Origin of the sequence: Campylobacter concisus (assembly GCF_902460895.1) — a bacterium.
Lineage (GTDB): Bacteria > Campylobacterota > Campylobacteria > Campylobacterales > Campylobacteraceae > Campylobacter_A > Campylobacter_A concisus_BC.
Map to the genome: position 1 here is coordinate 111,154 of NZ_CABPVL010000002.1, position 14,913 is coordinate 126,066.

Below are 14,913 nucleotides of genomic sequence, written 5' to 3' on the forward strand. Positions count from 1 at the left end.
AAGTAGCGTGGTCTTTGCAGTTAAAAATTTAAAATTAGCCAGAACACTCCAGCTAAATTTGATCTCAAATTTCAACTATAAAAAGTCGCTGTTGTTTTTAGTATAAGTTGTAGGGTTTTTGTAGTTAAAACAAAAATTTAGCCAGATATCTGGCTAAATTTAATCAAAATACTCTCTTTTCTAAGCCAAATTCTACGCCAGCTTTTGCCAGCTCAAATGTCGCATCTATAAATTTATACTCGCTGCTGATAAATGGTAAAAACATCGGTATCTCAGTGCAGCCTGCGATATAAACGTCAGCTTCAATGTTTGAAAGCACTTCATAAAATACTGGCACATACTCTTCTAATTTGCCAGCTTTGACACCTTTGTAGATGCACTCCATGATGACATCTTGCGTCTCTTTGCTAAAATCCACGCTCTTTAGCCCGCGCTCTTTTAAAATTTGATCATAAACGCCTGCCTTTTTTGTGCCACTTGTTGCGATGACAGCGATATTTTTAGCGTGCGGGTATTTCTTTTGCAAGGCATCTATGGTAACTTTTGCAATGTGCAAAATTTTCACTCCAGCCTCTTTTTCGATGCTTGGAGCAAAGTAGTGAGCCGTGTTACAAGCCATTAGCATCGCATCGCATCCTGCATTTTTTAAAAGTTTAGCACTTTGAATTAGCTTTGGAAGCGGACTTTCTCCCTCGCCCATGATAAATTTTGTCCTATCTTCTATCTGAGCGTATGAGTCGATAACGATGTGTAGGTGCTCTTGATCGCAAGTTGCTGGGGTTATATCGATGATCTTCTTGTATAAATCAGCCGTGGCAAGTGGTCCCATGCCGCCTATGATGCCTAATGTCTTCATAACTCCTCCAAATTAAAATTTTCAATAATTATAATATTAGTTTCTATATTTAAAAATAAAATTTCTAAATTTTCATTGGGTATTGTAAAAATAGGGGATAAGCACTTTAAGTTTTGAAGTAAATTTTAAGATAAAAAGGGGCGATTTGCCCCTTAAAAATTCTATTATGAGTGGAAGTGAAATTCGTCTGGATGATCTAGTGCGTATCTAAATTTCTCCATATCGACCTTTTTATCCCAGATAGAAACGATCATGCAGCCAACGGCATTGCCGCAAAGGTTACCAACAGCACGCATCTCTGACATAAATTTATCAACGCCAAGTAGCACAGCTACGGTGACTACTGGTATGCCAGTGCTTGGAAGTGCGCTTAGTGTGCCAGCAAGGACGACAAAGCCTGAGCCTGTAACGCCAACAGCGCCTTTACTTGTGATCATTAGCACGATTAGTATGCTTATTAGATGTTCAAAGCTTAGCGGTATATTAAATGCTTGAGCTAAGAAGATAACGCTTAAACTTAGATAGATGTTGGTACAGTCAAGATTAAATGAGTAGCCAGTTGGGATGATAAGGCCAACTGCACCTCTATTTATACCAGCTGCTTCTAGCTTTTGCATAAGTGGCGCAAGAGCTGTTTCGCTCGAGCTTGTTGCAAAAACGACTAAGACCTCTTTTGAGATAAAGCGCATAAATTTAAAGACATTAACTTTGGCAAAGTAGCAAATGACGCCAAGCACGACAAAGATGAAAAAGCAGCTTGCAAGCGCCATAACGACAAGAAGCTCCATCATACCAAGAAGCGTTCCGATGCCAAATTTACCGATCAAATAAGCCATCGCTGAAAAGGCCGCCACTGGGCTAAATAGCATAAGCCAAGTAAGAAGCTTTAAGACGTAGTGCTGGATAAATTCAAGCGGTTTTAGACAAGCTTGCTTTTTATCATGAGCAAGTAGCGAAAGCACGATGGCAACGACTATCGCCATGAAAAGCACTTGAAGTGTGTTTGACTTTATAAATGGATCAAGTATGTGCACGTAAGGGAAAATGTCATCTACTGGCACAGCGCCTCTTAAAAGATGAAGCGTGTGCGCTAAAAAGCCGCTATTTGCGTCCATGTTGCCAGCTTGAGATGTAAATTTAGCCACGCTTGAGGCGTCAAGCTGAGTGTAGTCAAGGTTCATGCCATGTCCTGGACGAAGCGTCTCGCCAAAGATGATACCAACAGCAAGAGCAAGCGTGCTAACTATCTCAAAGTAGATAAACGCCTTAAGTCCGATGGTACCAAGATCTTTTAAGCTCTCAAGCCCGACGATGCCTGAAACGATCGTTAAAAAGATGATAGGGCCGATTAAAATTTTAAGGGCTTTTATAAAATAATCAATGCCTGGCTTACTTGCTATGCCAAGCTCAGGTGCGACCATACCAACGATAACACCGCCAACTATACCTATCACAACCCAAATGGCGAGATTGGTAAATAGCCTCACAAAGAGACTTTTTTGCGTTTTTGCACTATCCATAAATTCCCCTTTTATAGGCTCTGCTTGATCTCTGCTGAGAGGATCTTATCGCCTTGCCTGATAGCATCAAGTACCTTTAAGCTCTCGTCATCAGCGCACTTTCCAAAGACTGTATGCACGCCGTCAAGATGAGGTTGCTTGCTGTGGCAGATGAAAAACTGCGATCCGCCAGTGTCGCGACCTGCGTGAGCCATGCTAAGGCTGCCACGCTCGTGCTTTACCTTTTGATTATCGCATTCGCATTTTATTCTCCAGCCAGGACCGCCTGTGCCTGTGCCGTTTGGGCAGCCACCTTGGATGACGAAATTTGGTATAACTCTGTGGAAATTGAGGCCATTATAAAAGCCTGTTTTTATCAAATGGACAAAATTTGCAACAGCTTGCGGTGCATCCTCGGCAAAAAGCTCAAGTTTGATATCGCCTTTTTCTGTCTTTAAAACCGCAAATTTATCTTTTTTTAGTTCGTCTAAATTTATATCATAAACTTTTAACTCATCAAAACGCATGTTGCTCCTTTTTACTCGATATTTGTATAAACTGCTTGGACGTCATCGTCGTCTTCTAGCTTGTCAAGAAGCCTCTCGACCTCAAGCATTTGCTCTTCATCTAGGCTCACGGTTTGATTTGGCAAGTACTGAAGTGAAGCTTTTTTAACTACTAAATTTAGCTTCTCTATGCCTTCATGAAGTGTGCCAAAATTTGCGTAATCACCATAAACAAATAGCGCGTTTTCATCTTCTTCGATGTCACTTAGTCCATAATCAATGAGCTCTAGCTCGATCTCTTCTATATCTGCGCTTGGTTTTTCAAGCTCAAAAACGCTCTTTCTTGTAAACATAAAGCTAAGGCTGCCACTTGGCAAAATTTCTCCGCCATTTTTGCTAAATATCGCTTTTACATTTGCAACTGTTCTTGTTGGGTTATCAGTCGCGCACTCAACGATGATTTGCACGCCGTGAGCTGCTTTGCCGTCATAAAAGATAGTCTTGATATCAGCGCTATCTTTGCCATTTGCTCTTTTTATAGCCGCATCGATGTTGTCTTTTGGCATATTTTCAGCTTTTGCTGCTGCGATGGCTGCACGAAGTTTTGGGTTCATATCTGGATCACATCCACCATCTTTTGCCGCTACTGTTATAGCCTTTGCAAGTTTTGGAAATACCTTGCTCATCTTATCCCATCTAGCTTCTTTTGCCGCTCTTCGGTACTCAAATGCTCGTCCCATAAATATCCTTAAATAAATTTTTTACGGATTATAACTAAAAAAATTTTATACTTTTTTAAAACATTTTTAGTTTGCTAGCTAAAGCGCCTAATTTGTAAATTTGAGAATAATATTTGATAAAAATTTAAGCTAAAGGCATATAATCATACCCATGATAAAAAATGCCCAAAAACAAGATGCAAAAATCTGCATAAAACTACTAAATTTAGCGATGGAGGATATCGCCTACAAGCTAAGTGGCTACGACGATCCTGCAAAAAGCGATGAAATTTTAGAGAAATTTTTTCAAAGCGAGACAAACAGACTTAGCTATAAAAACATATATATATGTAAGCGTGACGGCGAGATCATCGCTGCTATGTGTGCTTATTTTGGTGGCGACGCGTGGCAGTTTGATAGAGAAATTTCACAGCATCTAAAGGCGCTTGGCAAAGACGCCAAGGTAGAAAAAGAGTGCTTTGATGATGAGTTTTATATAGATAGCATCGCTGTGGATGAGAAATTTAGAGGCCAAGGGCTTGCAAAAGAGCTTATCTTGCACTCATTTGCCAAAGCAAAAGAGCTAGGACATAAAAAAGTCTCGCTGATAGTTGATGTAAATAAGCCAAAAGTTCGTAAATTTTACGAGAGCCTTGGCTTTAAATTTAACACCAAAAAGATCATAAATTTACACGAATACGACCACATGATAAAGGAGATAATATGAAAACATTTGAGGTAAATAACGTGCATTGCCAAAACTGCGCAAATACTATAAAAAACGCACTTGAAGATGACTTTGGCGAGATAAAAGTCGATCTTAGCAAAGAGCCAAGGCAAGTAAGCCTTGATATAAAAGATGGCGATGTAGAGAAATTTAAATCAGAAATGGCTGATCTGGGATTTGACGTTATAAAGGAGCTTTGATATGCCTTTAAAAGTCAAGCTAAATATAGCGGGAATGAGCTGTGTAAATTGCTCAAACGCTATCGAAAAGGTCTCAAAAAAGATAGATGGGGTGCTTGAAGCAAATGTAAATTTTGCAAACGCAAGCGGCGAATTTGTCCTAAAAGATGCTAGCGTGCGTGAAGTTTTAGAGCAAAAGATAAAGAAGCTTGGCTACTTTGTGGCGACAAATATTGATGAATTTGAAGCCAAAAGAGACGAGCATATAACCTCGATAAGAAATAAATTTATATTTGCATTTATCACAAGCATCGTGATAATGGCGCTTGAGATGTTTGCACCTCACAGCGTGCTAGTAAATTTACTCATGCTAGTTTTAGCGTTTTTGGTGCTAGCTTTTAGCGGCAAAGACTTCTTTGCTCACGCCATAGAGGCTGTCAAAAACAAAAACTACGATATGAACGTGCTTGTCGCGCTTGGAAGTGGCAGTGCGTTTTTATACTCGCTTTTTGTTGTGATCTTTTCAAATTTTATCCCAGATGATCTAAAAAACGTCTATATCTCGGGTGCAGCGATGATAATAGCCTTTGTTTTGCTAGGTAAGTATCTTGAAGAGCGCTCAAAGGCAAAGGCAGGCGACTACCTAAAGACGCTACTTAAAATTTCACCAAAGACCGCCTTTTTGGTCATGCCAGACGGCCAGAGCAAAGAGGTAAATGTAAATGAGCTAAAAGTAGGCGACATCGTCATCGTAAAAAATGGCTACAACATCCCAAGTGATGGCGTGATAGTTCAAGGTGGCGCTGAGATAGATGCTTCTATGCTTACAGGAGAGAGCTTGCCAGTTTATAAAGAGGTGGGAGATAGCGTATTTGCCGGCACTCTAAACACAAATGGCTACATAAGCGTCAAGGTGACAAAGAGTTCTTTTGAAAGCTTGCTATCTCAAATTTTAAGCTTATTAAGCGACGCTAGCTCTAAAAAGATGCCTATCGGACGGCTGGCTGACAAGATAGCAAACATCTTTGTGCCAAGCGTCGTGGCGATCTCAGTTCTTACATTTTTAATATGGATAATTTTTAGTGGAAATTTCGCCTATGCGATCTCTAGCGCGATCTGCGTGCTTATCATCTCATGCCCATGCGCACTAGGACTTGCCACGCCAATAGCAATCGTAAGCTCCCTCTCGCGTGGTGCAAAAGCTGGGATTTTAGTGAAAAATCCAGAGGTTTTGGAGCTTATAAAAGATGCTAAATTTGTAGCATTTGACAAAACTGGCACGCTAAGTAAGGGGCTAATCAGCGTCAAGAGTTCAAATTTAAGCGAAAAAGAGCTAGAGCTAGTAGCATCTGCTGAAAATTTAAGCGAGCATCCGATCTCAAAAGCGATCGTAAGATATGCAAAACAAAATTACATAAATTTACAAAAGCTAAATGGTAAATTTCAAAACGTAGTTGGTCAAGGCATCGTCTATGAAGATGAAAGTAACAAGATAATAATAGGCAATGAAAAACTGCTCGCAGCAAACAATATCTTGCTAAATGAAGCTGATATTGAGGCGATAAAAGAGGCTACAAATGATGGAAGCGGCGTCATACTTTGCGCGCTAAATCAAAAATTTAGCGGCTTTTTAACGCTAAGCGATGAGCTAAAAAATGAAGCAAATAGCGTTATAAACGAGCTTGCAAGGCTAAATTTACAAAGCGTGATCCTCTCAGGTGATGATAAAAAAGTAGTGGCAAATATCGCTAGCAAGCTAAATGTGAGCGAATATTATGCAAATATGCTGCCTGAGGATAAATTTAACAAGGTAAAAGAGCTCATGAGCCGAGGTGGCGTGATCTTTGTAGGGGACGGCATAAACGACTCGCCATCGCTTAAAGAAGCAAGCGTTGGCATCGCTATGAACTCAGGCTCAGACATCGCTAAAGGTGCTGGCGATATCGTGCTTGTAAAAAACGATCTGCGCGGCGTGAGCGGGCTTGTAAAGCTTGCAAATGCGACTATTGCTAACATAAAAGAGAATTTGTTTTGGGCATTTATGTATAACGCCATTTGCATACCAGTGGCTGCTGGCGTGCTCTATCCGGTATTTGGACTGCTTCTAAGCCCAGTTTATGGCTCTATGGCGATGTGCTTAAGTTCGGTTACTGTCGTGCTAAATGCGCTTAGACTTAGATATTTGAAGCTTAAGGATTAAATTTGAGACTTGGAGAGCTTTATAGCGTTGTAGCGGCTGCACTTGCTACGAATTTTAATGGTATCTTGGGTGTCTCATCTTTTATGCGTATCAAAAAGACAAATGCGTGGATAACACAGACAAAGAGCGATGCGAACATAAAAGGAAATGAGCTTTACGCTAAATTTATCAAAGATGAGAGTAGTGCGGCCTTGTGTGATGATTTTGTCATTTTGAAGGCAAAATTTGAAGCAAGCTACTATTTCTCAAGCGCAAAAGATGATTTGGCACAATTTTACAAGGCTATAAATTTCGAGCCAAAAATGGGTGAGGTTGATAGCATCTCAAATCAGCTCATTTTGATAGCAAATATCTTAAAAAAAGAGGCGACAAAAGAGTCTATGCAACTTCTTGCTGCTTTTAGCTTCTCATTTTTCTTACCTTATGCCGAGCAACTTGCAAAAGAGCTTGAACAAAATGCTAGCAGTAACTTCTATAAGTCAATGGGATACTTTTTAGAGGATTTTTGTTTGGTTTTAAAAACTATTATTGGTAAGGCTTAGTCTTAAGCCTGTACCATTTCTGTCATCTGAGTTTTAATACTTAAAATGTTATTCTGAATGCTTGATTGTTCTAAATTTAGATGATGAAGCATCTGCATAGAATCACGATCTTTCAGGTGCTGGATGCTTGAAATTTGATCAGCTATATCGCTTCTTTGATCTTGTAATTTTTCTAAATTTTTTTGTAACTCTGTGACATCTTCTTTTCTAATAATTGTAGGTTTTTGTCTAACCTCTTCTCTTTGTTCGACATGCACATCATTACTTCTAACGATATCTTTTGTACCATAGCCAGAAGATACTAATATGCTGGTTTTAGCGCTACTTGATGATATAGATGTGTAGCCGTTATGATAGAAAACATTTGAGTTCATATTTGCATCTATTTGCATATCGTCCTTCCTTTTTAGTTTATTTCTTCATTTATAACTATATCGGCAATAAATCAAAAAACTTGAAATAGTTTTTAAAAAGTTGCTGGGCGAATTATATTTTAATAACCTTAAATGTAAATTATATATATAACTTTTTTACTACTCTAGCATAATTTTTATATTACATTTCACTTTTTTGATCAAAAAAATTATTTTTAAAATGCTCGTAAAAGCCTAGTTAAGCACCATTTTGTTAAAATCACGCAAAATTAATCAAAGGCAAAGCTATGAAAAAGGATGAAAACGCACATAAAAAGATGTGGGAGGGCAGATTTAGCGAGGCTAGCTCGAAGTTGCTTGAGGAATTTAACGCTTCTATAAATTTTGATAAAAATCTTTTTGAAGAGGATATCGCTGGCAGTAAGGCGCACGCTAAAATGCTTGGAATTTGCGGAATTTTAAAAAAAGACGAGTCAGAGGCGATAATAAAGGGGCTTGATGAGGTTTTGGCTGAGATAAGAGCTGGTAAATTTGCTTTTAAGATAGAGGATGAGGATATCCACATGGCGGTTGAAAAGCACCTTAGCGAGATCATCGGTGCCGAGCTTGGAGGCAGGCTTCACACAGCTAGAAGCAGAAATGATCAGGTTGCGCTTGATTTTAAATTTTACGTTTTGAAGAAAAATTTAGAAATTTCATCTCTCATCAAAGAGCTCATCGCCACACTTGCAAATTTAGCCAAAAACCACAAAGATACGCTAATGCCAGGCTACACGCACCTTCAGCATGCCCAGCCAGTAAGCCTTAGCTACCATTTGCTAGCTTACGCGTTTATGTTTAAGAGGGATTTTGAGCGATTTGTTAGCTCGTATGAACGAAACAACCTAAGTCCGCTTGGCTCAGCAGCCCTTGCAGGCACGCCACACAAGATAGATAGAACTATCGTTGCAAGCGAGCTTGGCTTTGCAGGTTGCACGCAAAATGCGATGGATAGCGTGAGTGACCGCGATTTTGCGCTGGAGATTTTATTTAACATTAGCGTTTTTATGACGCACGCTTCTAGACTTTGCGAGGAGCTCATACTTTGGAGCTCGCAGGAATTTGGCTTTGTAAGCATTAGTGACGCTTACAGCACGGGCAGCTCCATCATGCCTCAAAAGAAAAATCCAGACGTCGCTGAGCTCATACGTGGTAAAACTGGGCGTGTAAATGGAAATTTAGTAGCGCTGCTAACTACGATGAAAGGCTTGCCACTTGCTTATAATAAAGATATGCAAGAAGATAAAGAGGGCGTTTTTGATAGTGTTGCGACCATTTTAAGCTCGGCTACTATCCTAAATGAGATGATAAAAACGGCTAAATTTAATGAAAAAAATATGCTAAAAGCGACAAAAACAGGGCATCTGAGTGCCACTGATCTAGCGGACTATCTAGTGCGTGAGAAAAATATCCCATTTAGAACGGCGCACTTTATCACCGGCAAGGCTGTGGCAAAGGCTGAAAGCTTGGGGCTTGATCTAAGTGAGCTAAACAAAGAGCAGCTAAAAAGTGTCGATGAAAATTTAGATGAAAATGCCATTAAATTTCTAGATCTTCATGCTTCAAAAGAGGCCCGCACTTCAAAAGGTGGCACGGCAAATAAAAGTGTTGAAGAGCAAATTAAAATTTTAGAGACTTGGTTGGAAAATCGAGGAGAAATCAAATGATTGTTGGAATTTTATTAAAGAATTACAAGATATACAATGGAATTAGATATATACCTGTTACCACTAATCATAATTTTATAGCTTATATTGGCGACAACGGTGTAGGAAAAAGCTCAATTTTGGAAGCCCTTGACACATATTTTAATGGTAGAGAGTGGAATTACCATAAAGGAGTTAGTCTTTCTGGACCAGGTAGGCCTTATATAGTTATTTTAAACTTGCTTGAAAAAAATAAAGTTAGATTATTAACAAAGGGTGATAGTGAAACTCTTCAAAATATAGAAAAGATTAGTGAATACTTTTACAACATTGATGATTCTAAGCTACCAAAGGGCATACATGAAGATGTTATCGACTTTATTAAAAATGATTTAAAAATTATTGCTAATAAATACAAAGAAACCCATTTTTTTGTTGTTTCTGGAATAGGTTATGATAAAGGTGAAAAATCATATTTTGGATCATTTGATGGCTTAATTGCAAATGCATTTAATTTAGACTATAGTAGTCAAGAAAACGACAATGAAGAGGATAATGAAGATAGTAAAAACAGAGAGTTAAGAAAAAAATTTGAGAAATTAAACAGCATAATTAAAAGTTATTATTCGTATATTTATATGCCTGTTGAAGCCGGGATAGAAGAGTTTACAAAACTCGAGACTGATAATATGCAAAAACTAATTGGAACAGATATTAGTACTAAAATAACAAACATTATCGAAGAGAAAAATCTAAAGCGTATCAACAAAGATTTGAATAACTTTGTTGACATTTTGGAGAAAAAACTTTTAAATCTTTATGCTTACAAGAGCCCATCAAATCGAACCAATATTACTATGAAAGAATTAATAGATAAGGTTATAGAGTTATTTTTTTCAATTAGAATTTTACATAAAGTAATAGATGGCGATAAAATAAAAGCAGACAGATTAAGCTCCGGAGAAAAAAGACAGTCTCTTATAGATGTAGCAACAGCTTTATTAGATAGTCAAGCTATAGACGATAAAGAAATTATACTTGCCGTAGATGAACCGGAGTCGTCTTTAAATTTATCTAAAAATTTTTCTCAATTTGAAAAATTAATAAGGATTTCTCAAAGTAAGGCACAAGTTATAATTACTACACATTGGTATGGATTCTTGCCAGTTGCAATGAATGCAAATGCTCACTTTCTTTCTAAAAAAACTATGAATGAAAATATTAGATTTAACTTTAATACATTTGATTTGTATAACTATAGAGAGGAATTAAAACAGATTAACAAGAAAGACTATGCTCAAATGCCTGATGATGTTCAGCTTAAAAGTGTTTATGACTTGGTCCAATCAATTGTTTCGTCAGTAAGGCTCGATGAACCATATAATTGGCTAATTTGCGAAGGCAGCTCTGATAAAATTTATTTTGACTTCTATTTTAAAGATTTAGTAGAAAGGAATAATTTAAGAATATTGCCAGTCGGCGGAGCTTCTGAAGTTATAAAAATTTATAAATACTTAATGCTACCAATGGAAGAAAAAAATAATATAAAGGGGAAAATCTATTGTTTAATAGATAGTGACGGCAAGAGTGAGCAACTCATCTGTGATGGCAAATATAAAAACAATATGGTTGCAAAAAGAATTTTAAATAAAAGTAATGATCAAAAAACGTCTTTGGTTGATGTAAGTAGCAATGATTATGAAATGAAAACGGAAATAGAGGACTGTTTGGATGGTATTGTTTTTATTGAAACATTAAAAAAATATACCGAAGACGAAGATATCGCTGCTATACTTGAAGATATAAAAAATTTTAAAAACGAAAAGTCTCTTAATTCACACTTTTGTTTTAATCTAAGAGATGATGACAGAAAAATACTAAAAGATTTTTTTGATCAAAAAAGCGGATATAGAAAAATAGAATTTGCTAAAAAATATATTGAAATAGCTCAAAATAGTAGTGTTAAAAGTTTGGATTGGATTGATGAAATTAAAAAGTGGTTTAAAGAGAAAAAAATATAAAAAATTTGAAATTTACAACCATATAGTAGAATTTTAATTATAATTACGCAAAATTTACAAATTTTAAAGGATGAAAAATGTTTTTTGACAGCAAAAGTAAAGAACTTGGTAGTAAAAATGAAGCTTTAGAAAGAGAAAATGAAGCTTTAAAGGCTGAGATTTTAGCACTTAAAAATGAGCTAAAAAATGCCAAAACTTGCGAGCCAAAAGAGCAAACTAAGGATAAGCAAGAGGCTGTAAATTTGCTGCTTACTAGCTATCAAGATGGTATGAATTTCTTACAATCAACCATCGAAGAAAACCTAAAAATGCTTGAAAATATAAACCATTTAAATGAAAAAACCTTCAAAGAAACAGGCGAGCTCAAGTCTCAAACGGCTGAAATTTTAAGCTCGATCGAGCAAGTAAGCCAGATGAGTGGCGATCTCTCAAACGACGCTTCTTCGCTTGATGGAAGCGTAAATTCTATCGTTGAGATCATAAATCTCATAAAAGATATCTCAGATCAGACAAATTTGCTAGCACTAAATGCTGCTATCGAGGCGGCTCGTGCGGGCGAGCATGGACGAGGCTTTGCGGTCGTTGCAGATGAGGTTAGAAAGCTTGCTGAGCGCACGCAAAAGGCTACGCTTGAGGTTGAAGTAAATATAAATGGCCTTAAGCAAAGTGCAAATACGATGATCGAAATGAGCGAGAGTTTCTCTAAAATTTCAGCAAATGCGATGCAAATTTTAGGCGGCTTTGAGAGCAACATCTCAAGCGTAAATGCCAACACGCAAAACATCCTAAACCAAGCTCTAAATGTCACAAACGAAGTAAATGTAAGCAACGGCAAGATAGATCACATCAACATGAAGCTAAATGGCTACCGAGGCGTCTTGCTTGGCGAGATAAATAAAATTCAAGACGTGCATGAGTGTAGATTTGGCAAGTGGTATGAAAAGGATGTGAAAAATACCATCATAAAAGATCCAAGAACCCTCTCAAGCATAGCTGCGCACCACGAAAATGTCCATCACGGACTAGATAAGGCTATGGCGATTTTTGCTGACAAAGATAAGGGACATTTAGCAGGTGTCGAGATACTAAAAGATGTCGAGTACTCAAGTAAAGCTGGCTTTGAAGAGCTACTTGAAGCGGTAAAAGCTGCTAGAAAGTAAGCAAATATAAATGGCTGGATTTCTAGCCATTTAGACGCAACTATCTTATCTCATACCTTTTTGAAACTACGTGGTAGTAAAAGGCTCCAACGAAAAAGAGGCTTCCCATAAAGGCTGCGATCGTCTCCACGCTTAGTCCAAGCTCGTATAAAAAGCCGATCGCAAATGAGATAAGCGCGCTAAATCCAAGAAAAATCATATCATTATACGCGATCACTCTGCCGTAAAACTCTTTTTGGCAGTTTTGCTGAAGCAGCGTGTAGGTGTAGCTCCAAAGGCTTGAAGTGCAAAATCCAGCAAAGATGATGCCAATGAGTGAGAGATAAAAATTTCGCAAAGAGAGCGCCCAGATGATGATGCCAACTCCTTGACCGATGTAGATGTAGATGAGCGTTTTTTTATTCATAAATTTACTAAGCAAGGCTGGTGCAAACATAAGTGAGATCGACCTTGAGGCGTTTAATAGGCCAATAACTAGCGAGGTTGAGAGTAAATTTGCGTATTTATAGTCGGCCAAAAGCGCGATCAGTGCGTCATAAGCTGTGATGCCAACAAAGGCGTGCAAAAATATAAGATGTACGATGAGCCTATTTTCTTTTAGATATTTAAGCCCATTTTTGAGCATTTTTAGAGGTTTTTCTATAAATTCTGGCTTTAGCTCATCTAGCTTTAAAAGATATAAAAAGCCAAAACTGCAAAGATAAAGAGCTCCGTCAAGCAAAAATGCACTTTTGATGCCAAAAAAGTGTATATAAACCCCGGCAAGCCCCATGCCAGCGGTATATGAGACCGCCCAGATGATCGAGTGGATCTCATTTGCAAGCTTTAGGCTCTCTTTGCTTAAAATTTTTGGCAGCACGCTCATTTCTACTTGAAAATACATCCCGCCAACGCCGTTTCTAACAAAAATGATAAGCAAAAGTAGCCATAAAAAATCAAGTGAGTTTATAAAAAGCAGCATAAAAACGCTTATGGTCTCAACCGCCATCATGATAACAAGCATAGGTTTTGGGCTAAATTTATCAACTAAAATGCCGCTAAATGGAGCGATGACAACGCCTGGGATAAATGCCATCGCCGCACTTAATGTAAGTGCCCAAACAGGAGCGTCAAGCGAGATAAGTAGCGTGAAAATGCCTGTGTGCGAGAACCACACGCCAAAGTAGCACATGAGCTGGATGGTGCTTAAAAGGCGGAAATTTCTCTCATCCTTTAAAAGCTTAAGATACTCTTTCAAACTACTGGTTCCACATCAGAGTTATCTGCTCTATTTGCGCCTCGTCTGGTATCTGGTTTAAGTTTGTTATCTCTTGTGCGAGTGGATTTTTAAGCTTTATGAGCATGTCGTGGCTGTCTATTTTTAGATAGATATTGTTTGCGTCGCTTTGAAATTTAGAGATGACAAGTGCGTTTTTTATATCTTTAAAATTTGACTTTAGGCTGATGTTTTCTGGAGTTTTAAACTCATTTGAGTAAATTTCGATGCTTGTAATGATGCCGTTTAGCAAGGTGTATTCAAAAATTCTCTCGTTTTTACTTGTGACGATGTAGCTATTTTCTTTTTTAGTATTGTCTCTTTTTATGTTTTTTGCGCCATAAAATTTCATCACATCAGCATTTGCTGACTCGTTTGTAAGTTTTGCAAAAAAGCCCTTGCCAAAGAGGCTAGATCTGCCTTTTTCTCTTTTGTAGTGTCCGCTTATGTGAGCGTTTTTGCAAATTTTATCGTTTGCGATTACGAAGATGTCATTAGCGGTTTTATGCACGCTTAAAGCCACGCCTTTTTCGTCCAAAAGGTAAAAAATGCCCTTGTCGTAAAGCAGCTCTGAGTTAAATTTACAAAGTGGCGAGCCATCTTTTAGCGATGAGTAAAAGCTTATCTTTGCGCCGTTTTTGCTAGGCACAAGCACAAGCTCTAAAAAGCCATTTTTGTCTTTAAATTTAGAAAATCTAGCAAAAAAACTATCTTTATAAGCCTTATTTACTGGCTCGTAGTTATAAATTTGAGCTAGCACGCCAACTCGCTTATTTTTCTTATCATCAAGCTGAAGAAGTGAGTTTTTGTTTGGCACAAAGTAGCTAAGTGCACCACTTTCATCTTTTAGCACGATAGCGCTCTCATCGACATCAAATGTGCCGCCTTTTTCTACCAAGGTAGCAGCCTTATCCATCGTAAGCATAGTTTTTGTGTAGGTTTTGTCTTTATTTAGAGTTAAGATAGTCTTCACGCCCTCGCAGTTTGAGCATGGCAAGGTGGTGTAGTAACTCGTGTAGATAGAGTTTGAAAGTATGAGTTTTTCTGGTTTTTTGGGTTTTTCGTCTCTAAGAAGTGGTTTTTCTTCTTTTGATTTTTGTGTTTGCTCTTGGTTTTGTGGCTTTAAATTTTCATTTTTCGCGCAGCCGATGATGAAAAATGAGATAAGTATGGCAAAAAGATATTTCATT

General features: G+C 37.8%; 14 protein-coding genes and 1 pseudogene. 8 read left to right on the forward strand and 7 right to left on the reverse strand.

All coding sequences use genetic code 11. The features are described 5' to 3' along the window. Positions 1-163 precede the first annotated feature (163 nt). The 4 genes from cuyB to F3G98_RS01775 form a co-directional block, all read right to left on the reverse strand. Positions 164-856: a cysteate racemase gene (gene cuyB / locus F3G98_RS01760; RefSeq protein WP_021089668.1), complete on the reverse strand. Its 693-nt coding sequence runs from the start codon at positions 854-856 to the stop codon at positions 164-166. Positions 857-1,020: 164 nt separating this feature from the next. Continuing rightward, positions 1,021-2,376 carry a cation:dicarboxylate symporter family transporter gene (locus tag F3G98_RS01765; protein ID WP_103558830.1) on the reverse strand — a complete coding sequence of 452 codons (1,356 nt, stop codon included), beginning with the start codon at positions 2,374-2,376 and terminating at the stop codon, positions 1,021-1,023. An 11-nt stretch (positions 2,377-2,387) separates the two neighbouring features. Then, the gene (locus F3G98_RS01770; RefSeq protein WP_103558829.1) at positions 2,388-2,882 is read right to left on the reverse strand and encodes a peptidylprolyl isomerase; all 495 of its coding nucleotides are present in this window, start codon (positions 2,880-2,882) and stop codon (positions 2,388-2,390) included. An 11-nt stretch (positions 2,883-2,893) separates the two neighbouring features. Beyond that, positions 2,894-3,601, reverse strand: coding sequence for a YebC/PmpR family DNA-binding transcriptional regulator (locus F3G98_RS01775; protein WP_021093135.1), 708 nt, complete (start codon positions 3,599-3,601; stop codon positions 2,894-2,896). Positions 3,602-3,752: 151 nt separating this feature from the next. Here F3G98_RS01775 and F3G98_RS01780 point away from each other — a divergent pair, with 151 nt between their 5' ends. Genes F3G98_RS01780 through F3G98_RS01795 form a run of 4 tightly spaced genes read left to right on the forward strand, consistent with a single transcriptional unit; the run spans position 3,753 to position 7,228 of the window. Then, the gene (locus F3G98_RS01780) at positions 3,753-4,307 is read left to right on the forward strand and encodes a GNAT family N-acetyltransferase (protein WP_103608033.1); all 555 of its coding nucleotides are present in this window, start codon (positions 3,753-3,755) and stop codon (positions 4,305-4,307) included. After that, positions 4,304-4,507 (forward strand): heavy-metal-associated domain-containing protein, encoded by a 204-nt coding sequence (locus tag F3G98_RS01785; RefSeq protein WP_004317198.1) that lies wholly within the window; start codon positions 4,304-4,306, stop codon positions 4,505-4,507. The genes F3G98_RS01780 and F3G98_RS01785 overlap by 4 nt, the downstream gene beginning before the upstream one ends. A 1-nt stretch (position 4,508) precedes the next feature. Next, a complete protein-coding gene (locus F3G98_RS01790) occupies positions 4,509-6,686 on the forward strand; it encodes a heavy metal translocating P-type ATPase (protein ID WP_149725659.1) in 2,178 nt (725 codons plus the stop codon). Between the two features lie 2 nt (positions 6,687-6,688). Further along, complete coding sequence (locus F3G98_RS01795) at positions 6,689-7,228, forward strand: oxidoreductase (protein ID WP_103636547.1); 540 nt, start codon at positions 6,689-6,691, stop codon at positions 7,226-7,228. 2 nt (positions 7,229-7,230) lie between these two features. Here F3G98_RS01795 and F3G98_RS01800 read toward each other — a convergent pair whose 3' ends face one another. Further along, on the reverse strand, positions 7,231-7,620 hold the full coding sequence (locus tag F3G98_RS01800; protein ID WP_012001374.1) for a hypothetical protein: 390 nt from the start codon (positions 7,618-7,620) through the stop codon (positions 7,231-7,233). Positions 7,621-7,889: 269 nt separating this feature from the next. Here F3G98_RS01800 and argH point away from each other — a divergent pair, with 269 nt between their 5' ends. The 4 genes and pseudogenes from argH (at position 7,890) to F3G98_RS11020 (ending at position 12,468) form a co-directional block, all read left to right on the forward strand. Beyond that, the gene (gene argH, locus F3G98_RS01805; protein WP_103608029.1) at positions 7,890-9,308 is read left to right on the forward strand and encodes an argininosuccinate lyase; all 1,419 of its coding nucleotides are present in this window, start codon (positions 7,890-7,892) and stop codon (positions 9,306-9,308) included. After that, entirely contained in the window at positions 9,305-11,308 is a 2,004-nt protein-coding gene (locus F3G98_RS01810; RefSeq protein ID WP_103645686.1) for an AAA family ATPase, read from the forward strand. Before argH ends, F3G98_RS01810 begins: the two co-directional genes overlap by 4 nt. A 488-nt stretch (positions 11,309-11,796) precedes the next feature. After that, a pseudogene (locus F3G98_RS11015) lies at positions 11,797-12,105 on the forward strand (methyl-accepting chemotaxis protein); the annotation flags it as partial. Positions 12,106-12,159: 54 nt separating this feature from the next. Further along, complete coding sequence (locus F3G98_RS11020; RefSeq protein WP_223227402.1) at positions 12,160-12,468, forward strand: CZB domain-containing protein; 309 nt, start codon at positions 12,160-12,162, stop codon at positions 12,466-12,468. A gap of 40 nt (positions 12,469-12,508) precedes the next feature. Here F3G98_RS11020 and F3G98_RS01820 read toward each other — a convergent pair whose 3' ends face one another. After that, positions 12,509-13,705, reverse strand: a complete 1,197-nt coding sequence (locus tag F3G98_RS01820; protein WP_103607977.1) for an MFS transporter — start codon at positions 13,703-13,705, stop codon at positions 12,509-12,511. Between the two features lies 1 nt (position 13,706). Then, positions 13,707-14,912 carry a copper resistance protein NlpE gene (locus F3G98_RS01825; RefSeq protein WP_103558599.1) on the reverse strand — a complete coding sequence of 402 codons (1,206 nt, stop codon included), beginning with the start codon at positions 14,910-14,912 and terminating at the stop codon, positions 13,707-13,709. Position 14,913 lies beyond the last annotated feature (1 nt).